We start from the raw sequence: 22,680 nt of genomic DNA, 5'->3' as shown, positions 1-22,680 counted from the left end.
TTTTATGAACTGTACAACCTGCTGAAGTATTTAAATTATGATTTATAATATTTTTTGCTTGATGGTTTGTGAGAAAAAAGAAAATGTTAAGTACTATTAGTTGATTTATTTGATTTTTAATATTAACATTTTTTCTTTCTTTTATATTTTTGGCATTACCAGATTTGGGAACACTTATGGTTTTGGCTCCTACTGCTCTATTGATGTATTGGTATGCATGAGGTAGACTTGATTATGTAATTTGACTATTGATTCTATGATTATTTTTGTCATATAATGTATGAATGCAATTTGATTATATTAGAGTTAGATTTGAATATTTTTTCAATCCTGAAATTGACGAAACAGGTAGATGAATTGGTTGGCAAACTCAACAAGCACTTACCTCAATATGATGATGATGAATTACAGGAACTTGATATTGAAAATGATTACAAAAATTTTGATATATTCCTATTGCTCAATCAGATTTTATTTTTGCTGCTTTTTCTGAAGAAATATGATTATTATGAAATTCTATACTTTTGACATTATATTTTTTATTAGCTTTCTATTTTTTGAAACAATTAAAAAATGTAAAAAATGAATATTACAAAAATTTATGAGTTGGTATAATATCATTAATAATATTTCAATCTTTTATTAATATTTGAGTAAATATAAATATATTACCTATCACTTGAATAACTCTTCCTTTTATTAGTTATTGATGAACTGCTTTAATCATTAATTTTGTACAAATTGTAATTTTACATAAAATAATTAATGAATGAAAATATCTTTAAATATTTAATTTTTATATTATTATGTATTTTGTACTTGATAAAAATTGATTATTAACTTGTGAAAATAAAATAATAGTTTTTTATAGAAATAAATTTAATATAATAGAAAAAAATCAATTATGAGATTGAATGGAATTTATAAAAATATTAAACAGAGAAAATTTTTTATTCAAAAATTTAAATAAAAATTTTTTTCATTATTGAATAAGTATATTTCAAGATTTTGATGAATTTAAATGAAAACATATTACTTATTTATATAAATTTCCAAAAAATGATATTGATGATTTTAATATTTTATTAGAATCTTATTGATTAAAAACTTTTGTTAAACTAGAAAATAATTTTGTTACTTATGAAAATAAAATAAATTTTGAAAAAATAGAAAATTATATATATGATGCAATACATAAAAAAGAAATTAATAATATCTTTTCATTTATTTATTGATTAATATGGGTTTATTGAGATATTGAAATAATAAATAATTCAATTAATTGAATAAAAATTAATTTATATTTGAGATGAAATCTATTATGAAAAGAAACATTATTCAATGATATATTTGATTTTTTAATTAAAAATTGAATTAATATTAAATTTTCTTATATAAAAAAAAATATTTGAAATGATTTACAAATAATTATTAATGATTGGGAAATACTGGAAGTTTTCAAAAATTATCTATCTACGATAGATATCTATCATAATCAAAAAAAAACTTATTTACTAAACTTTGAGAAAAATATATTAAATTTTATGCAAAAAAATAATTTTGTTTGCGAAATATCAGATTTCAATAAAAAAAATTTTACAACTAAAATTTGAAACAAAAATAATCTTAATGATATTTTGAAATAATAAAAAAATATTAATTTAAATTTATTATTATATATTATGAGAAATTATGAAAAATGATTTTGGATAGAAAAAAATATTTGAAACAATTCATTTCATTATGAAGAAAGAGAAAAAAAATGAGAAAAATTGAAAATTTATGTAGCAAAATTAATTGAATGAACAATAAAAGATATTAAAATATGAGAAAATCCAAGTATACGAGGCAAAAACGAAAATAATAAAATTATATTCTATAATTGATTAAAAAATTTTGTCAAAATAAAATGAAAACAAATTTATATATTTGACAATCACAATCATGCACTATATTTTTGGTATATTATGCAAGAAAAATATTTACTTAAAAAATGAGCAAATCTTATACATATAGACCAACACAGTGATCTTAAAGATTGAAAACATATTGAAAATATAAACATTGAAAATATATTTTATCTTACAAATTATATTCTTAATGTTTGAAATTATATCATACCTGCCCAAAAAATGTGAATTATATCAAATAACATACAAGTAAGAACAAATTATAAATTAAAAGAAATAGTTTCAAAAAATTTTGATAAAGAATCAACTATATTAAATATAGATTTAGATTTTTGGCACCCAGATATGATAAATGACGATGAAAAAATTAATAATGTAAAAAAAATAATTGATAAAATCAAATATATAACTATATCTACTTCACCTTATTTTATAGACCAAAAAATAGCTATAAATATTTTAAAAAAACTTTTACAGTAAAGATTATACTTATCAAATTTCCACTTAAATTAAGTTAATAGCTTACTTTGACTCATAAAATTTTTTATATAACACTAATTTACTATTGACAAATAAATATAGTTTTGTATATATGATATATATTTATATAAATAATTTTTTATTAATGGCAGATATTATAAATTTTTCAGATTATTTTGATAAAAAAATATTGGAATCTAGCTGAATTGAAACTAGTGATAAAGTTGATTCTATAAATTCTTCTTACACAAATAATACAATCAATGCAATATTGGAAGATCTATCAAAAGAAGGCGAAAATTTGTTAAATTCTTTTGTTTGAAAAGAATTAAATCCTGAAAAGTCATCTCAGATCAAGGACTATATTAAATATTATTTTCTAAATTCTTTCAAAAAAAAATGACTTATTGATAATACTTCATTTTCAGTTTCTTTGTATTTATCAGAAGTTATTTATAATGTTTTTTCATGAGAATTACAGATACAAAAACCTATAAATCAATTTTTGGAAAGAGAAGATTTTGTATGAGCTGCAAATAACTCACTTGCTAGACATATGTCATTAGAATTCAAAAGCAAAAAAAGTCCTTTTAATGATACTGATTTTATAAAACAAGCAGAATTTTATTATTGAGTACATTTTTGAAAAACCCATATTGATATATATGAAATACTTTCTGATAATCTTACTTATTATAACTATAAACTTTGATGAATTCATAATGTTGTACAACAAGCATTTCCTTTTATTAGTATAGTAAAATAGTTTAAGTTTTTATATAAAAATTAATTTAAACTATCAACCATTAACAATCACGATGATTCAGCCTCAATTTGTGCATCCCAAAAATTAACTTTATAAATTTCATAAAGTTTTTTGAAAAAATCTTTATTTTTAGTAATTATATCTACAATTTCAGCATCTAATTGTTTTCAACTAGCTTTAATTAATTCATCATATACATATTTAACAGATTTTTCTTCAAATACATAATGTCTTTTTCATAACATTGCATCTATAATATCAGCCACTGCAATTATTCTTGAAATCAAAGGAATTTCTTCCAAAATGTTTCATAAAGGATATCATTTTCAATCTGGTCTTTCATGATGAAAAGTAGCATCATAAATAAATTTTGGTATATTCTCTAATCAAGTAAAAAATTTAATAAGTTCTTCTCATTTTCAAGGATGAGATCTTACTTCTTTAAATTCTTCATCATTAAGTTTAATTCTAGATGAAAGAACTAATAAATCGGTTCATAATTTTCCTGCATCATGCAAAAGTGTAGATAAATGAATACATTTTGAAAAATCATTTTCAATATTATCAGATAAATCTATAATTTCCTCTATTCATTCAAATTTTTCATCATCCAAAATTAATTCTAATTCTTCAATATTTTTTTGTATTTCATCGTTTCGTTTATCATGATAATTTTCATCATCCAATAATAATTCCAATATTATATTAGATAATTTGGATACTCTTTTACTATGTCATGGACTATAAGTTAAATCAAAAACATCTATTAATTTAATCATCAATTCAATTCAATTCGCAAAATTAATATTTCAATTTTTATTAATATTATCCATTATTTTTTGAAAACTAAAAAATTCAACTCATCATGGATGTAATTTTGATATATTACTTGTCAAATATTTTGTTATTTCAAAATTTGATTTAGGAGTTTTATTAAAAATAATTAATTTATTAAAAAAACAAGCTTTATTTTTTATATCTATAACATTTTTGTACAAATACAAAAAATTTTTTGATTCAACAGTATCAATTTTTTTAATAACTTCTATAGTTTTTTTATCAAAAATTTTTTTATAAGAACTTAAATCAATTTCATAAGTTTCAAAATCCATTCAAGATAAATTCACTAATTCATTATATAATTGTTTAATATAGAAAGACAATGATATTATTATAGATAAAACTAAAATAGAAGTTTTTGGAATTGATGATTTTTCATCCAAAATATCTCATAAAATTCCTTCAACATTTTTATTTTCATCTGACAAAGTATCATATAAATCACCAGAAATATATACTTTTAAAATAGTATTACATAAAGTTTTTAAATAATTAAACAAATCTAATGGAATATTTTTAAATATATCTCCTAATAATTTATCTATTTCAGATTTTAAAGAACTTATATTTTCTTGCAATTGATCCAAATCTATTAAATCTAAATTTGTTGATATACAGAACAAATTGTATTGTATTTTTGATGCTACATCAAGCAACATATAATAATATTTATTTCTAATTATAATTTCTCTAATATATTCTATATTTTTATCAGATTCAAATATTTGTTTATCTTTTTCAGATATAGAATTATTTTCATCATTTTGATCAAGTTCACTATTTTCATTTGTATGATTATCTTCTTTAAGCTCAACTTCCAATGCATTATTAAATATTTCATTTCAAAAATCATTTTCTCATATAAGATAATATAATGTTCCAAAAAAAATTATATACAAGTAAATCAGTATTTTCATCACAACAAATATTTCAAGATATATACATATCAAAATATTTATCCAAAACTTTTTTATTGTACTTATTAATATGATTTGATGAACCTAATCTAAATATTAATAACATTCTAAAAAGTTGAACAAAAAATTCTAATGAATTTAATTTCTCTTTAATTCTATTTGAAGTAAAATCAATATTTTCATCTAAATTAAAATCTGATACTTCTGCCATTTCTAATCATAAAGATATTTTACTTCTATATTTTTCAAAAACTGACATAGTAGAATTAAATCATCTACTAAAATTAGTATTTGTTTCAGAAAATATTTTACTAAATCTTTTAAAAATATTAGCTTGAGGAGAAAACAAGAAATAATGTAAATATAAATTAGTATCATTACATAACAATCTAGATAATGTTAATTTAGCATCTTTCAAATTATTTTCAATATTACTTAATGAATTTGTCAATATAGGTCATCTTAATTTACAAACTTTACTTCATAAGAAAGCATTATCTTTTACAGAATTTAAATACGAGTTATATTTATCAATTTGTATATTATAAATTTGTTCAAGATTATCAAATATATTTTGCATATAAGAAAATCATTTTTCAACAGAATCAAATCATTGATTTTCATAAAAATGTTCAAAAAATATCTGTTTTTTATTATAAGGTATAGTATTTAATATTTCTTTTACTTTAACATCAACCAAAAAAAATGAGCTATCATCCAAATCATATAAAGTATAATTAGATATTGTATCATTTAATTCTATAATTTGATTTTTCACTTTATCAAAATCAAATCATAATTCATTATTTAATGCTATAATACAATTTTTGCTATTATCTTGTAAAGACTCAACTAATTCACCTCTATTCATCCAATAATATATTTATATAAATAATTTATGTTTCAATATATGTTTTTTCTATATACCTGACATTATAATATGTAATAAAAAACCACAATCATATATATAATAATATTATTGATATTTTCAAGCTTATTTCTACTTGCAAATCATATATATAATATATATTCAAAAATATAGTTATAAAATTTGCAAAAATCCAAAAATAATAATCTTCTTTAAAAAACAATCTTTTATAAACAAAAGATTTACTAGAGAATAACAATAAACTACTAAGAATACTCCAAGATACTCAAAACAATGAAATATAAAAAGAATTTTCTCAAAATAAATTAATAATAGTTAAATATATTCAGAAATTAATAACAAAAAAAGATAATATTCTTTGTAAATAATAATAATAATCAATTTTTTTTAATAACAAAAAATTAATAAAAAATATAATATTTCATATCCAATATATTATTTCATAATAAAAAAGTTCTCAAGATCAAATATTTAATATAAAAAGCAATATTTGACTAAAAATAAGAATAATATTTAATATAGCCAACAAAAATTTCAAATACCAAGGAATTCAAGAAAAAAAAGAATTAATATCTTCGTATACATTATAATTATATTTTTTTTCTTCCAAAAGTCTTTTTCAAGATAAAATTTTTTCCAATGGCAAAAGTTCATTTTCTTTTATAAAAACACTTTTTTTAGCTAAATTATTTATTATATATATAAAAAGAAAAAATATCATCAAAAAAACTTGAGAAATTAGAACTGAAATATATGGAGAATTATATAATTTAATATAAATAAAAATAATAACAAAAAATAAAAAAAATATAAAATTCAATTCTTTTATTTCTTTCAAACTTGAATTACTTATTGCTCATATGACAAAAACTAAAAAAGTATATAATATAAATGTAAAAGAAAGAAAGATTAAAAATAAATTTAACAAATCAATCCACTCAAAACTTATAGTAAAAAAATTATAAAAAAATATAACAAAACTAAAATAATATCCAAAATGAAAAATATTTTTTCAATCATTATAATTAAATAAATAAGATATACTAAGAAAAAAAATATTTAAAAAAATTAATCACAAACTAATATCAATATTTGATATATCAAAAAATTCAATATTATAAGATATTCAATATATTCAAAATATAATCAATACCCAAGATATATAAAATAAATTATTAAAAATTATTTTTTTAATAGATACTTGGCTTCATCATCATGATGATGAAGTTGATAAGAAATTATTTGCTGTAAGAAATAAAAATAACAACATTCATAAAGGCACAAAAGAAAAATACCAAGCATCAATAAGATAAAAAAAATATGCAAATATAATATTATATATTATCAATAATAATAACATTTAATTTTTTTATATAGCCAAAGTATTTAAAAACAATGATCTAACAAATAAAAACAAAATCACAACTACAACAAATAAAATAATATTTAATATAAATGAATTATTAGTAATTAACTTAATAACCCAAAATAAAATTCAAAATATTCATATATTTATCATATAAAAAAATGCACCAGAAGTATTTCAATCATTAATATTTAAATATACATAATATATAGATATTTCTATCAACAAAAATAACAATAAAAGATCTATAAATTTATAAAAAATATTTGAAAAATACGATAAACTAGAAAATTTAGTTGATAACTCTTTATAAAGAACTTTTAAATATATTCAAGGTTTTCATAATGCGGCATAATAATTATCATTTTTTGTTTTTTTAACATCTGTAAAACTTCAAACTTCAGTAAATTTTTTACTTTTTTTATATTTACCATATTCTACAACAAAATCTAATTCGTCTATTATTTCGTCATTCATACTATTTGTTTCAGAATTTTTGGAATATGCAAGATATTCTTCTTCTATATTTTCCATAAAAGAAAGAACCTGTTCAACTAAAATTCACATTTTATCTACATTTCATCACATTCTAATAGTTTTAATCTTTCATATAATATCATCAGTTTTTTTTGTTTTTTGTACAGTCAAAAAATCACTATATTCAACTTTAAAATCTTCATAATCTTGTATTACTGTTTCAATAATTGATTTTGCTTTTTCCAAAGATTTTTCTACAGACTTATCTATATTTGATTTTTTTGATTTTTTTGATTTTTTTTCTAATTCAGCATTTTTTTCTTCTTCATGAAGATTTACTTCTTTTTGTAATTTATCAAGCACCAAAGATATTTTATCATCAGTTAATGGATTAGCCAAATTATTAATATAAATAATTGGAAATCAATATTTATGTAATAAATGATATCAATCTCTTACTTTTTTTTCTGATAAAACTCAATAAATACTTCTTCATTCAAGATCATATTTAAATTCTACTAATCAAAATTCTTTTATATCAGAATAATATTCTTTCAAAGACAAAACTACAAGACCAAAAGGTTTCAACACTTCCCTAACAGAATTCGCACTATCTTCAGAAATTAATAAATCTACTTTTTCTTGAACTTCATCTATTTCCTTAAGTCATGATACATGAAAAAATTTCATTTTAATTTTTAGTTGAAATAAAAATAAAAATACTTAATATTATGTTCTATTTTAAATATTTTTTATAAAAAATCAAATCATTATGGAAATAATTAAGTCAAAACATAAATCAGTAATGGATGAATTTTTTGATACTGATACTATGTCTGTACATTTAAAAGAGTGAATGAATATATTTAAAAAAAGATGATTGCCATGATGATGGGAATCTGAAAAATTGGAAAAAAAAGTTAGTAGAAACTATTTAAATAATATTATTGATGAATTATACAAAGAAATAGATCAATATGATGATTGTTTTTTGGAAATTGATAAAAATATGTCAAAAGTAATACAAGCATGACCTTATAGAATAGTAATAGTACTACCTCCTCTATCTGATTGAATAGAAATAACTGTCGTTAAACCTACAAAAAAATTATCAATTGAAGATTATGAATTAAATAATAATTTATTGGAAAGATTAAAAAATAATTCTCAATGAATTTTATTAAGTGGTTCTCCTTGACAAGGTAAAACAACTTTTGCACAAGCTCTTGTTGAAATGTATACAAAAAATGATAATATAATAAAAACTATAGAATCTCCTAGAGATTTATTAGTTCCAGATGAAGTTACTCAATATAGTTTTTCTTATGCCCCTCATAGTGAAATAAGAGATATATTATTACTTTCTAGACCAGATTATACGGTATATGATGAGATAAGAAATGCTGATGATTTTCAACTATTTAAAGATCTTAGACTTACATGAATTTGATTAATTGGTGTAATACATGCTATGAATGCTGTTGATAGTATACAGAGATTTTTATGAAATATAGAGATGTGAATAATACCACAAGTTATAGATACTGTAATATTTATAAAATGAGGTAAACCTGAAAAAATTCTTACACTTCAACATACTGTAAAGACACCTGAATGAATGGAATCTGCTGATTTAACAAGACCTGTAATACAAATATATAATTTCATAACTTGAAATCTTGAATATGAAATGTATAGTTATTGAGAAGAAGTTGTTGTAATGCCTATAGATGAAATAAATAATTCAAAAGAAAAAAAGGATAAATCATTTTGATGACTTATAAAATATTGAATTAGATATTTACAAAATCTATTGGAAAAACAATACAATTTTCCTATAAAAATTGAAGCAGAATGACAAAATAATATAAAAATTATTGTAGATGAAAAAAATAAATGATCAATAATATGAAAACAATGAGCAAAAATAAATGAATTAGAAAAAATGATTTGATTAAGTATATCTGTAAGAACAAGTAAAGAAATTAATAATGAAAATATCTCTTCAATATGAAATAAAGAAATAGATTTTGAAATAATAAAAAAATCAAAAAAAGAAATTATAATGATAAATTTTGATATTAGTATGAAAAACACTGATATTACATTAAAATCTTGAGATGAAACAGTAAATATTACCACTAACAAAAATGCTCAAGCTCAAATAAAAAATGAAGAAATGGTCAATAAAATAAAAAAAGAATGACTTAAGTTAATTTAATTAAATTAAAATAATAAAATATGGCATGACATAGTAAATGGCATAACATAAAACATAAAAAAGCAGCACAAGATAGTAAAAAAGCAAAAGTTTATACTAAAATTTGAAAAATAATTCAAATGTCAGCTAAACTATGAGCTGATCCTAATCTTAATCCTAGTTTGGCATCTGCTCTTGATAAAGCAAAATATTACAATTTACCAAAAGATGTAATACAAAGAGCAATCACAAAATGATCATGACAAAATAATAATGAAAATTTGGAAGAAGTTTTTTATGAATGATACTGACCATCATGAATTGCAATATTAATAAAAACTATTACTGAAAATAAAAATAGAAGTTCATGAGAAATAAGATCAATTATTACAAAATTTTGATGAAGTATGTGAGAACCTTGAAGTGTTTCATGGCAGTTTTTGGAAAAATCATTTTTTTTAATATCTTGAAAAATTGAAATATTAAACGATAAATGAAAAGAAATAGAAAAAATAAATAAAGTTAATTTTTCACAAATAGAAGAAGATGCAATAATATCTTGAGCTGAAGATATAATAAGTTTGGAAAATGAATATAAAATAATTTGAGATAAAACAGATTTTTTAAAAATAAAAAATTATTTAAAAGAAAATAAATACAAAATTGAAGATAATTGAATAGAATATATACCACAAAATACTATTGATTTAGATGAAAAATGAATAGAAAAATTATATAGATTAATAGATGAACTTGAAGATAATGACGATGTAGATCAAGTTTATCATAATCTTAATTGATAAATATTTTATATATTACAAATATTAAAATAAAATCTATACAATCCCTAAAACATATAATTAGTTTTATTATTATAGATTTTTTTTGATTATAAAAATCTTGTTTTATAATTTCCAAAATTTTATCAACTTTTTTATAAGTTTTAGTATATTATAAAAAATAATTTATAAAAAAACCAAGGATAAATAATCCTTGGCTAAACAAGAATGAAAGCTATTTAACAATCATTCATGGTAATAACTTCTAATAACTTCAGGAACGGATTCGCTATTTTCGACCTTACCTATCTTTTTGTTACAAAAATAATCCCGTTCATATACTATATACTCTATATCAGATACTCCTTTTTCTTTAACAATAAGAAATCTTCTTGTGAGCCCATCAGGACATCTAATAAGCATATCTTCTTCAGTCATTTTAAACCTCTATTTCTAGATACATTAGAAGTTATTAACTAATAAGAAAAAAAACACATATTTCAAGTACAAATTGTTTAAAATATGCAAACAACATTAAATTGTCAGTAGTAGACAAAAATAAATTGAAATTCGTATAAATCAAAAACTTATTGATAAAAAACTTATCTAAATCTTGGTGTTTAAATTAAGAAAAATAAAAGTTATGATTTGAAGTTTTTTATATAAATTAATTATTTTTCATAATCTCGGCTTTTACTTTTCTTAATTTATTAACTTCTTTATTAACTTTTTCAACTCTTTCTTTTTCTTCTTCATGTAAATTTCACATTCACCTAGAAACTCTTAAATAAACTTCATCATATAATATTTGTAATTCTTCATCAATATATCTTATAGCTTCTAAATCTGAATTAAATAATTTTAAAATATTATTCTTAGTTGATTTAATTAATTCACTTTCTCCATTTTTTGTACAATCAAATCTTTCTGTCATATTTTCCATATATAAATATATTATAATAAAATAAAATATATACTTTATATAGTATATACTTTATTTATTATATTACAACACAAAATACTATTTTGTAAGAAATTTAGTAAAAGATAAAAATTCTATTTATATAAAAAAATAAATCATTATATAAACATATATTTAATAATATAATTAATTTTTGCAATATGAATTATGAACTTATAGAAAAAAATAATAAAAAATGTTTTTTGATAGATATGACCAAAGAAAATAATAAAGTAATTTCTGAGATAGCAAACAAAGCTATTAATAAATTTAGCAAAAATAATTGAAAAATTGCTATTATAGTAAATAAAAAATGACATAGCTCTTGAACTATATGTAATAATTGTTGATTTGTACCCAAATGTAAAAATTGCGATGTAGCAATAACATATCATCTAGATCAAAATTGATCTTTTTTTTGATTATGTCATATATGCAAAACAAGTTATAATAATATAGAAAATTGCAGTAATTGCTGATCGAAACAAATAAATAAATATTGATATTGAACGGAAAAAATTCAAAAATTATTGGAAGATAATTATTGAGTAAAAAGCAAAATATTACAAAATGAACATACAAATTCTATAAATAAATCAATAAAAAGCAAAAAAGAAATAAAAAATATAAATATTATAATATGAACATCAACATTAATTGATAGTAAAAATATAGATTTTGATGCAATAATTTTTTTGAATGCAGATATTTGACTAAATATTCCAGATTACAATTCAAATTACAAAAATTTCTTATTTATTTATGATTGAATAAATAATTTAAATTCCAAAAATTTTTTCATACAAACATTTAATCCTGAAAATCATAGTATTATAAATTGAATAAGATTAGATTTTGAAAATTTCAAAAAAGAAGAATTAAAATTTAGAAAAGATTTTACATATCCTCCATATACTCAAATATGTAGTATATTATACAAAGATGAAATTGAAGAAAAATTATTCAAAAAAGTAGATTTATTATATAAAGAAATATTATATTTGAAAAAAAAATATTGAGCAGAAGATATAGAAATATATTCTACACCAGCTATGATATACAAAATGTTTTGAAAATATAGATATAATATTATACTAAAATGAGAGAATTTGAGAGAATTTATGGAAATAATTTATTCAAAATTAAATATACAAAAAAAAGGTTTCAAAATAGATTGGGCACCTGAAAGTATATGTTAAATTTTTAAGTTAATTTCATAAATCAATTAATAGCAAGCAATCATATTATTATACAATAAACAAAATTTCAAAAAAATATTGCAAATATTATTTTTTTCAAAGGGTAATTTAATAAACCTAAAGCATATCAAGGTATATCATTTGGTAAAGGCAAAAAAACTCCAATAAAAAAATATAAACATAAATATAATAGTATCTGATTTATTTTTTATTCGATTAGTGAATTTTTCAATTTTTTTGTTAAAATTTGATTCTTTTGATAATTTTCTAGATTTTTTTCAAAAAAAATAAAAAAGTGTATCTCATAATGTCAAACTAAAAGAAGCAATAAAAGCAAGTAAATATAAATTAGCTCATCAAATTACAAATGTTCCTAAACTTATATAAAAACTTGTTGCAGTCAAAAAGAAAACTCATGCTATAAGTCAATATATAAAAATAAATAAATATGTATTTTGAACTCATATATAATTTACTATATTTTCTGGTCATAACAAATAAATTATATACAAAAAAATACAAAATAAAATTAATAAGATAAAAAAAAGTAAATTTTTATAAATTTTTTTCATGTTTCAAAATTAGTAATATAGTTTTCATTAATAATTTTTATTTAAAATAAATATCAAAAGATATATATGCTGTTGTGCGAGGGTGAGCGACATTAGGAGCGAAAGTGCAACGATCCCGAAAACTAACCCCTCTTGAAAAAAGAAAAACACCTTATTTTAAATATTATTTGCAATTTCTACTAATATATCTTGTGGATTTCTAATTGATTGATCATCTATAAGTTGATAAATTCTATTTTTCGCAATAAATAAATTATTTCTTTTTAATTTAGGATCTCTTCCAACTGTCGCTAAATTAAAACTATAAAACTTTTTACTTTTCAATTGGAATTTACCAAATATTTCATTTTTAATAAATACATCAGAAAGACATTCAATATAAGTTTTTTTCTTTTTTGTAATTAGTTTAAAATCACCTTTTATTTCAAATTCTGAAATTTCTTTTTTTTCTATAAGAATCCCGTTAGATATTTCTAATTTTTTTATGCCATTAAATTTATTAAATTCTTTAATATTCAAAATATCTTTTCTGATTTTTGTTCCTCCTTGTGAATAAAAAGAGGTTATCTTTTTCTCTTCAAAAAGATTTGTTTCATACATATTCATTCCTCTTTCAAAAGGAAATGCAAAATTTATTAAATCATCTGAAGAAATTATAAATTCAATTTTGCATTTTGCATTTAAACTAGCAAATTTTTGAAAAATAACACTTTTATTTTGATCTTCAATTTCTTTAAAAAACATTCCTGTCAAATCTGTTGTTTTTGGATTGTTTTCAATAGTATCAGAATGAATCGAAGCATAGATCATATATATTTTTCTATTTTCAGCACTTCTTTTTATTGTGTTAAATTGTTCTTCAGTTAAACCTATCCAACGATCGTTGTCAGAAGTATTTTTAATTTCAATAAAAATATTAGGTTCTCTGCTTATTTGACTTTCATTTATTTGTATAATATCTGGTTCATCTTTCACTTGTGAATTAGATTTTATATCAAAATCTAAAATATATTTTTTATGATTATTATGTTCCCATAAAATTTTTTCAACTCCAATTTCTGTCAATTTACCTAAAGTAAATGCATCAAGAATAGCACCGAGCCCTCTTGGTTCTCCTGTTGTTCTACCTGTAGTATTTTTAGATGGATCAATGTAATAATTTGTTCCAAACTCAAATACTCTTTTAAAGTCTTCTAATGTTAATTTATAATAATTCATATTTTTATATTATTAAACAGTAAATTTATAAAGCCTTTTTCATATTTTCAGCAATTCTTTGTACTACTGGAATTACAACAGAATTTCCAAACTGTTTATAAAGCTGAGAATCAGCAATTTTAGGCAAAATATAATTATCAGGAAAACCTTGAAAATTTGCACATTCTCTTGGTGTTAATTTTCTAATTCCATTATCATCTAAAATTATTGGAACATTATGCCCCCCCATACCCATATTTGCTGTTAAAGTAGGGCAAACACCATTTTTATTTTCTCTAACATATTTTCTTCTCCACTGATAAACAGTATCTTTTTTTGTAATATCATTTTTTATTTTTTTATATAGTGGTTTTTCATTATAATAATACTTTTTATCGATATTTTTTTCTAAACAATCGTGAATATTTTTTTCAAGAGGTATCTTTGTAGGAAATTTAAAGTTATTAAAAGATTTTTGATCTAAAAAACCAACAATATAAATTCTTTCTCTGTTTTGTGGAATATTACCATATTCCATTGCATTCATAACTTTATCAATAACTTTATATCCAAGTTTTTCCAATTCTTCATAAATAACTTTTATTGTATTTCCTTTATCATGTGATTTTAAATTTTTTACATTTTCTAATAAAAATGCTTTAGGTTTTTTATCTTTTAATATTCTTATAATATCAAAAAAAACATTACCTCTACCTTTTTCATCTTTAAAACCTTGTCTATAACCTGCAACAGAAAAAGGTTGACAAGGAAAACCTCCACATAAAAGGTCAAAATCTGGAATTTTTTGAGTTGATATTTTATTTATATCACCTAAAAACATTTGTTTTTCTATTTCAAATATTTCTGAAAAATTTATATCAAAAGTTATTTTACAATAATTATCAATATCATTAGAGAAAACACACTGAAAACCAGCATTTTCCAATGCTATTTTAATTCCTCCAATTCCTGCAAATAAATCAATAAATTTCATAACTTTTTTAGTTTGAATGATTAAATATTCTTATGTCTATATATAACAATTTCTTAAAAATTTTCTACATTTAAAATAAATAAACATTTTTTGCGAATACTTGGAGCAAAAAATATCCGCTTAACCCCTAATTAAAATAAAAAGATAAAAATTCCATTCCTTTTTTAAATTCTTTAACAAAATTTCTATTTGAGAAAAAATATTTAAAAATATGTCGCACAACTAAAATTCTAAAACTATGGGACAATGATCAGAACCCAAAATTTGGTCTTGATGATATACATTGTTTATTTTTGATAACAATCATTTTGAGACAAAAAAATAATCTATTCTCCAACCTACATTTCTAGGTCTAGCTCAAGCTCTATAACTCCACCAAGTATATTTATCCAATAATTCAGGATTAAAATATCTAAAAACATCTATATATCATTCATTATGTAATAAATCTAAATATTGTCTTTCAATGGGTAAAAATCATATTGAATTTTTATTGTCTTTCGGTCTAGCTAAATCTATTTCTGTATGTGCAATATTAAAATCTCAAGCAATAATAACTTCTTTTCATTCTTTTAAAATATTGTTTACATATTCAATTAAGTTTTTATAAAAATTTAATTTATGAGATAACATTTCATCTCAATTTGATTTTGTTCATCAATTTGGAAAATATATATTTAATAAGACAAAATCATCATATTCAGTTTCAATTATTCTTCAATCTTGTTCAAAAATTTCACAAAAAAACAATTTATTATTATTAGAATTAGGTTTTTTCTTAAAAAATGTTGCAACTCATGAATAACCTGCTCTAGTTCAATTATGCCATATATAAGAATATTTATCCAAAACAGTATAAAGTTCTTTTGGTATTTGATTTTCAAAAGCTTTAGTTTCTTGTAGACAAAATATATCAAATTCATTATCATTTATCCAATCTAGTAATCATTTTTTTATAACTGCTCTTATTCAATTTACATTCCAAGAAGCTATTTTCATATTTTTACAAATTTAATTTATTAAATATTTATTTTTTATTTATTCTTATAAATCCAATTAATAGTATTAAGATTACTTGTATAATCTTCATTTTTTATATCATTTATTTTTGAGTATTTTTCTGATCTAATACTTATAGGTTTATTTAATTGTATAGCTTGATATATCATATCACTTATATCTATAGTTAAATTTTTAATATCTATTTGTCAAAATTCGTCGCCATAATTTTCAATTATTTCTTGCAAATCTAATGCCAAAAAATTCATTTCAAAATCAGAAACATTTATTTCCAATAAAAATTTCTCTCAACTTAATTCACAAATTTCTTGCAAATTGCATTTTAATTTTTCTAATCTAACTCTTACAGTTTTATGATCTAATCATTCAAGATTTACTATTCATTCAATTCAATCTTCTGTTAAATTATCTATTGAATCAACAAATTTATTTTCAAATTTTATTTTATCTTCACTACCTATATTCAATAATAAGTCGGATACTTTTATTTTAAATCAATAATCTTTCATTTATTAAAAAAATTTATTTTTATAAATCACTAATATATATTACAAGATATTTCAATATAATTAACCAGCAACATTTGCTATAATAGATCAAACAATTGCTAATATGAAATAAAATCAAGTAAGTATAATAACTCAAAAAACTAAATAAGTAATTCTAGTTTTAACTTTTCACAAAACACTTTCATCCATTGATTGTGTAATCAATAATATTCAATTATAAATTATCAAAATTACAGCAACAGACAAACCAATAAAAACAATCCAATTTATATATGGTCAAACATTTTGTCTTAGTGAATCCAAAACTCAATATACTCAATCTCAACCTACATTATCAAGTTCAGTATCTTGTACATCTGATTGTACAGCATCAATTATTCATTTAGGATCAGTTTCAGCATCAGACCAATCTTGTGATGAAAAAGAAAAATTTATATTAAGAAAAAAAATAATTAAAACATAAACAATTAATTTAAACATTTTATTTGTAATTTTTTTAAATAAATATTAATTTAAATTAAGTTTACTAATTTTTTCCAAAAAATCAATATTATTAATTTTTCAATTCAAAAAATGGTTCCAAGAATCTTTAGGAGATATAATTTTAATAATTTCTTCTTTTTGTTCTATTTCTTGTATTTCTTCTTTTTTTATATCATTATCAATATTTTTTTTTATTTGATTTTCAAATCTTATTATTTTTTCATTTTGTTCTGGTATTCAAGATTCGTGTGCTATTAATTTACGAGCCAAATCACTTTCCAAATAAGGAAGTTCAAAATTTGTCATAAAAGAAGTTTCCAAATAATATTCTTGTGATTCATTTATAGTTTCATTAATAGACAATATAGTATTATAATACTGAATATAACTTCTAATAGCACCAATAGACATAAATAATGTAAGAAAAAAAACTGTATATCTTATAAATCTTGAATTAAATTTTGAATTTTTTAAAACATTTTTTTCATTTTTATTCATATTTAATATATATCGGATCTAAATTATAATTATTTATAACTTTAAAAACATCTCAATATTTTATTCAATTTTTATGAAACCAAGTAAGTATTCATTCTTTATTCATTTTGTCCCAAAATCGTTTTTCTGCTTGTTCATTTCACCAAGGAAGTATATAAGAAAAATATGAAAACTCGTTTTCATATACTTCCCAAATTTGATTTTCAAAATTTTCTTCAATATATCATCATTGTAATAATTCTTCTTTAATAATCTGTGTAATATTTTTTATATAAGATTTAATACTTAAATTATCATTATATTTTATATCATCATAAATACTTATTCAATAATCAAATTTCACTAAATTATATGAATTATCCAAGAAATTCTGTATACCGAATTTATTTACTGCAGAAATATATGTTATATTTTTTTCAATAATTTCATTAATAATTTTTTTATCAGTATATTTTTTTATATAAATAGATATTTCATACAAAAGTCTATCATTATATTCTTTTACTATTTCTTCATCATTTAATAAATCTAATTTATTTACCACAAAATTAATATATTTTTTAAATATAATTTTTTTATTTCAATCATTAAATTTACACTTACAAATAAATAATATTCAATTTTCATCATTTTCTATATCAAAATACAATAAATCAATTTTTTCTCAAAATTCATTAGTTCAAATATATCTAAAATTTAAATATCATATTATTTCATCAAATAATAATGAAAAATCTTTAATTCATTCATCATATTTTGAAACATCAAATACAAAAGTCCATAAAGATGATTTTAATATATGCCTCAAAAAATCATATCAAAGTCATTTACCACTTGATGCTCAATAAACTAATCAAGGAACATCTACAATACAAAAATCCTTTTCATAATGTTTAACCATTCACAAATTTGGTATCAATGTAGTAAAAGGATAATCAGCAACTTTAGCTTTTGCATTACTCACAGAATTAATAATTGTAGATTTACCAACACTTGGTGTACCTATCAAACATAAATCTCACAATAATTGAAGTTCCAAACAAATTTTTTTATGTATTCAAGGTTCTCACAAGAGTGCAAATTCTGGATATTGATTTATAGAGTTTTTGAAATGAATATTTCACCAACCTCATCTTCATCATTTTACAAGCAAAAATTCTTCTCAATCATTAGAAAAATGATTCAAAATTTGTCATGTTTGCAAATCTTTTATTAAAGTTCCAACTGGAACATATAAAATTAAATCATCTCAAGATTTTCAATACATATCTTTTCACTGTCAATTTTTACCACTTTGAGCTTTATATATTTTTTGATATCTATATTTCAAAAGTGTATTTTCATTGTAAGTAGATCTAAATATTATATTTCATCATCTACCACCATCTCATCAAGAAGGTCATCAATAAGGAACTTTTGCCTCCCTTCTTCAAGTTGATGCTCAATTTCATCATTTTCAAGAAAAAACTTCAATATTTACTCTATCATAAAATTTCATCAAATTATTTTCAATAATTAAAAATTATATTTCATCAGTATATATATTTTAATTATATTTTCAATGAATAAATATTTTTAATTTGTATATTTATATAAGTTCAGCATAAAGATTAAAACTAGCTCATTTTACAATTTTTACTTTATAAAATTCTCATATTTTTAATTTATCTAAATTTTTGTCTATAATTATATTTTTCATTTGTTCATTATAAGCAATAGCAGAATTTGAAATATTAGTAATCATTACATCATAAACTTTTCAAATTTCTTTTTGATTATTTTCATTTGATATTTTTTTAAGCTCTTCGTTCATTTGATCCCATCTTTCGCTTTTTACTTTTGGTGATATATCATCAATATATCTTTTGGCTCAAATAGTTCCTGGTCTTGTAGAATATATTCACATAAAAATCATATCAAATTTTGAATATTTAACAAGTTCCAAACTTTTTTGAAAATCTTCTTGAGTTTCTCAACAAAATCAAATGATAATATCTGTAGTAATACTAATATCTCTACCAAGAGAATGAATTTTGTTTATAAATTCTTTAAATTGCTCTACAGTATATCATCTAAACATTTTTTTAAGAATAGAATTTGATCATGACTGTACAGGAATATGTATATGAGGACATAGTTTTTCTTCATTTTCATGTAAATCAAATAATTCATCATTATAATAAGTAGGATATGGAGAAGTATATCTAAGCCATTTTAAAGATTTTATTTTTAATATTTCTTTTATTATTTTATTAAAATCTGGATGTTTATTTACGATTTGTCCAACTAATACAATTTCTTGTACTCAATTATTTATATGATAATTTACTTCATTTATAATATCTTCAAATTTTCTATTTTTTTCAAGTCATCTAGCATAAGGAACTATACAATAAGCACAAAATTGAGAACATCATGTCTGTATAGGAATATATGCAACTTTTGAATTGTAGTCAAGCAATTGATTTGCTCAATTTGGTATTATTCAAGTATATTCATTTGTAATATCTTTTATATTATTTTCATCTATACTATAACCCAATTTTTTTAGAATAACAGGAATATAACCCAAATCATCAATTCTAAAAATTAATTCAAGATTATTAAAAGTAGATTTTATTTTTTTGTACAAAGGATTAAAAGCATTATTCAAAAGTAAAATATTTTTCTTTAATCAATTTTCAATATTAGGATTTTGTTTATTAAATTTGTAAATAATATCATCCAAACTTTTTTCTTGTAATCAAGCAATTACAGGTTCTTTAGTTTGTAAATTTCATTGAAAATTTCAAAGATTAAACATATTATTTACAGTTTCTTCAAACTTATTAAATTTATTCAAATTTAAATTATGTTGTATCATACATCAAGTTATCCAAATTTTTTTATCTTTTGGAATTTCTTTCAATCTACCAAAAACTTTATCTTCAGATTTTTGTCTTACAGAACAAGTATCAATTATAACTAAATCAGCTTCATCTATATTTTCAACATAATTAAATCAACAATTTATCAATACTGCTCTAATTCTAGCACTATCAGAATAATTCATTTGACATCCATAAACTATAATATGAAATTTCATTTATTTTTTAAATTAACTTAATGTAAAAAAATATTAATTAATAATTTAAAGGAAATTTGGAACAAATATTTTTAATCTCTCTTTTTAATTTTATTAATTTATCAGGATTGTTAATATTTGATAAAGATTGATCTATAATTTGAGCAATAGAAATAATTTCATTTTGTCAAAGTCATCTACTTGTTATAGCAGAAGTTCAAAATCTTATTCAACTAGGATCCATAGGTTTTCTATTATCAAATGGTAATACATTTTTGTTACAAGATATACCAATATTATCCAAATTTTCTTCAGCAATTTTTCATCATAATCAAGTTTCTTTATTATTTTTAGTAGTAATATCCATAAGAACTATATGATTATCTGTTCATCAAGTAATAATATTCCATCATAATTTTTGTAATTCATATGCAAAAGTCTTCGCATTTTGTATTACATTTTCAGTATATTTTTTGAAATCAGAATTTAGTATTTCACCAAAAGCAACTGCTTTTGCTACAATTATATTTTCATGAGGTCAACCTTGAATTCAAGGAAAAACTCATCTATCAATATTTTTTTGAAATTCTTTTTTACAAAAAATAATTCATCATCTAGGTCATCTCAAAGTTTTATGAGTAGTACTTGTAATTATATCAAAATACGGAAAAGGAGAAGACGAAACTCATCAAGCAATAAGTCAAGCTATATGAGCTATATCAGCCATCAATATAGGTTTATATCAATATTTTTCTTGAACTTTATTTGCTATTTTGTTAAACATATTCCAATCAATCTCTCTAGGATATGCAGAAAATCATGCTAGAATTAAAGAAGGCTTATATTTTAATGCTTTTTGTTCAATATCATCATAATCAATAAGATAATCATCTTTTTTTACTCAATAAGAAATAATATTGTAATAAATTCAAGATCAATTTAATTTATGTCAATGACTCAAATGACCACCTGCCGACAAATCCATTGATAAAATAGTATCTCAAGGATTTAAAACTCATAAATATACTGCCAAATTAGCAGGTCAACCACTCAATGCTTGAACATTTACATGCCATACATTTTCATCTAAATTAAATATTTTTAAAGCTCTTTGCTGTGCCAATAATTCTATTTGATCAACATTTTCTTGTCATCAATAATATCTTTTTCAAACATATCATTCACTATATTTATTTGTAAAAACATTACTACAAGCCATCATTACTTCTTTTGAAACATAATTCTCACTTGCTATCATTTCCAAGCCATCTTCTTGTCTTTGAACTTCACAATCAATTATTTTTTGAACAATATCATCTTTTAATTTATACATAATTTTTTTATTTTTAAATATTAAAAATATTTTTTTCATTATAAATAAATTGTATTTTTTTTAAAGAGTTTTTTATTACAAAAATTAAATACAAAATAATTTGATAAAATGATATTAAATATATATAATGTATATATTTTTATAATTTAATTATAATATATATAATTAAATTAATAAATATTTAAAATATAATTTTTAATTTTATGAATCCTTCAATACTAAAAGA

22 protein-coding genes are annotated in these 22,680 nt (G+C 20.4%); 7 read left to right on the top strand and 15 right to left on the bottom strand.

Annotation, left to right across the window (positions count from 1 at the left end):
- The 4 genes from VAMP_RS01735 to VAMP_RS01720 all read left to right on the top strand — a co-directional run.
- A partial coding sequence (locus tag VAMP_RS01735; RefSeq protein WP_213348584.1) for an FtsW/RodA/SpoVE family cell cycle protein occupies window positions 1-785 on the top strand: 785 nt, incomplete at its 5' end.
- Window positions 786-806: 21 nt separating this feature from the next.
- Window positions 807-1,646 (top strand): hypothetical protein, encoded by an 840-nt coding sequence (locus VAMP_RS01730; protein WP_213348582.1) that lies wholly within the window; start codon window positions 807-809, stop codon window positions 1,644-1,646.
- Window positions 1,647-1,682: 36 nt separating this feature from the next.
- Window positions 1,683-2,390, top strand: a complete 708-nt coding sequence (locus tag VAMP_RS01725) for a peptide arginase family protein (RefSeq protein ID WP_213348580.1) — start codon at window positions 1,683-1,685, stop codon at window positions 2,388-2,390.
- 145 nt (window positions 2,391-2,535) lie between these two features.
- Window positions 2,536-3,156, top strand: coding sequence for a hypothetical protein (locus tag VAMP_RS01720; RefSeq protein ID WP_213348578.1), 621 nt, complete (start codon window positions 2,536-2,538; stop codon window positions 3,154-3,156).
- A 20-nt stretch (window positions 3,157-3,176) separates the two neighbouring features.
- On the opposite strand, the gene VAMP_RS01715 is transcribed toward VAMP_RS01720, so the two are convergent.
- The 4 genes from VAMP_RS01715 to VAMP_RS01700 are packed head-to-tail and all read right to left on the bottom strand — an operon-like array spanning window position 3,177 to window position 8,335.
- Window positions 3,177-4,913 carry an HD-GYP domain-containing protein gene (locus VAMP_RS01715; RefSeq protein WP_213348576.1) on the bottom strand — a complete coding sequence of 579 codons (1,737 nt, stop codon included), beginning with the start codon at window positions 4,911-4,913 and terminating at the stop codon, window positions 3,177-3,179.
- On the bottom strand, window positions 4,825-5,784 hold the full coding sequence (locus VAMP_RS01710) for a hypothetical protein (protein WP_213348574.1): 960 nt from the start codon (window positions 5,782-5,784) through the stop codon (window positions 4,825-4,827). Before VAMP_RS01710 ends, VAMP_RS01715 begins: the two co-directional genes overlap by 89 nt.
- A 25-nt stretch (window positions 5,785-5,809) precedes the next feature.
- Window positions 5,810-7,162: a hypothetical protein gene (locus VAMP_RS01705; RefSeq protein ID WP_213348572.1), complete on the bottom strand. Its 1,353-nt coding sequence runs from the start codon at window positions 7,160-7,162 to the stop codon at window positions 5,810-5,812.
- 9 nt (window positions 7,163-7,171) lie between these two features.
- Window positions 7,172-8,335, bottom strand: coding sequence for a hypothetical protein (locus VAMP_RS01700; protein WP_213348570.1), 1,164 nt, complete (start codon window positions 8,333-8,335; stop codon window positions 7,172-7,174).
- Between the two features lie 82 nt (window positions 8,336-8,417).
- Between VAMP_RS01700 and VAMP_RS01695 the strand changes: the two genes are divergently transcribed.
- Together VAMP_RS01695 and VAMP_RS01690 are read left to right on the top strand one after the other, a co-directional pair.
- Window positions 8,418-9,866 carry an ATPase, T2SS/T4P/T4SS family gene (locus VAMP_RS01695; protein ID WP_213348567.1) on the top strand — a complete coding sequence of 483 codons (1,449 nt, stop codon included), beginning with the start codon at window positions 8,418-8,420 and terminating at the stop codon, window positions 9,864-9,866.
- A 20-nt stretch (window positions 9,867-9,886) separates the two neighbouring features.
- The gene (locus tag VAMP_RS01690) at window positions 9,887-10,648 is read left to right on the top strand and encodes a YebC/PmpR family DNA-binding transcriptional regulator (protein ID WP_213348565.1); all 762 of its coding nucleotides are present in this window, start codon (window positions 9,887-9,889) and stop codon (window positions 10,646-10,648) included.
- A 162-nt stretch (window positions 10,649-10,810) separates the two neighbouring features.
- Here the strand turns inward: VAMP_RS01690 and VAMP_RS01685 are convergent, their stop codons facing one another.
- Window positions 10,811-11,047: a hypothetical protein gene (locus VAMP_RS01685; protein WP_213348563.1), complete on the bottom strand. Its 237-nt coding sequence runs from the start codon at window positions 11,045-11,047 to the stop codon at window positions 10,811-10,813.
- Window positions 11,048-11,291: 244 nt separating this feature from the next.
- Window positions 11,292-11,567, bottom strand: a complete 276-nt coding sequence (locus VAMP_RS01680) for a hypothetical protein (protein ID WP_213348561.1) — start codon at window positions 11,565-11,567, stop codon at window positions 11,292-11,294.
- A 179-nt stretch (window positions 11,568-11,746) separates the two neighbouring features.
- Between VAMP_RS01680 and VAMP_RS01675 the strand changes: the two genes are divergently transcribed.
- Window positions 11,747-12,784 (top strand): primosomal protein N', encoded by a 1,038-nt coding sequence (locus VAMP_RS01675; protein ID WP_213348559.1) that lies wholly within the window; start codon window positions 11,747-11,749, stop codon window positions 12,782-12,784.
- A 728-nt stretch (window positions 12,785-13,512) separates the two neighbouring features.
- On the opposite strand, the gene VAMP_RS01670 is transcribed toward VAMP_RS01675, so the two are convergent.
- The 9 genes from VAMP_RS01670 to glyA form a co-directional block, all read right to left on the bottom strand.
- A complete protein-coding gene (locus VAMP_RS01670; protein ID WP_213348557.1) occupies window positions 13,513-14,574 on the bottom strand; it encodes a protein NO VEIN domain-containing protein in 1,062 nt (353 codons plus the stop codon).
- A 25-nt stretch (window positions 14,575-14,599) separates the two neighbouring features.
- Complete coding sequence (locus VAMP_RS01665; RefSeq protein ID WP_213348555.1) at window positions 14,600-15,547, bottom strand: DNA cytosine methyltransferase; 948 nt, start codon at window positions 15,545-15,547, stop codon at window positions 14,600-14,602.
- A 222-nt stretch (window positions 15,548-15,769) separates the two neighbouring features.
- The gene (locus VAMP_RS01660; RefSeq protein ID WP_213348553.1) at window positions 15,770-16,546 is read right to left on the bottom strand and encodes an exodeoxyribonuclease III; all 777 of its coding nucleotides are present in this window, start codon (window positions 16,544-16,546) and stop codon (window positions 15,770-15,772) included.
- 35 nt (window positions 16,547-16,581) lie between these two features.
- Complete coding sequence (locus VAMP_RS01655) at window positions 16,582-17,076, bottom strand: hypothetical protein (protein WP_213348551.1); 495 nt, start codon at window positions 17,074-17,076, stop codon at window positions 16,582-16,584.
- A 60-nt stretch (window positions 17,077-17,136) separates the two neighbouring features.
- On the bottom strand, window positions 17,137-17,556 hold the full coding sequence (locus VAMP_RS01650; protein WP_213348549.1) for a hypothetical protein: 420 nt from the start codon (window positions 17,554-17,556) through the stop codon (window positions 17,137-17,139).
- Window positions 17,557-17,583: 27 nt separating this feature from the next.
- Window positions 17,584-18,057, bottom strand: coding sequence for a hypothetical protein (locus VAMP_RS01645; RefSeq protein WP_213348547.1), 474 nt, complete (start codon window positions 18,055-18,057; stop codon window positions 17,584-17,586).
- Window positions 18,050-19,555 (bottom strand): Obg family GTPase CgtA, encoded by a 1,506-nt coding sequence (gene cgtA, locus VAMP_RS06955; protein ID WP_213348545.1) that lies wholly within the window; start codon window positions 19,553-19,555, stop codon window positions 18,050-18,052. Before cgtA ends, VAMP_RS01645 begins: the two co-directional genes overlap by 8 nt.
- Window positions 19,556-19,645: 90 nt before the next feature.
- A complete protein-coding gene (locus VAMP_RS01635; RefSeq protein ID WP_213348543.1) occupies window positions 19,646-21,142 on the bottom strand; it encodes a MiaB/RimO family radical SAM methylthiotransferase in 1,497 nt (498 codons plus the stop codon).
- Window positions 21,143-21,179: 37 nt separating this feature from the next.
- Window positions 21,180-22,454, bottom strand: a complete 1,275-nt coding sequence (gene glyA, locus VAMP_RS01630) for a serine hydroxymethyltransferase (RefSeq protein WP_213348541.1) — start codon at window positions 22,452-22,454, stop codon at window positions 21,180-21,182.
- Window positions 22,455-22,680 lie beyond the last annotated feature (226 nt).

The sequence above is a fragment of the Candidatus Vampirococcus lugosii genome (genome assembly GCF_018420025.1).
GTDB classification, from domain to species: domain Bacteria; phylum Patescibacteriota; class Gracilibacteria; order Absconditabacterales; family Absconditicoccaceae; genus Vampirococcus; species Vampirococcus lugosii.
The sequence above is the reverse complement of the archived record's forward strand: the minus strand, read 5'-3'. Positions and strand labels throughout refer to the sequence as shown.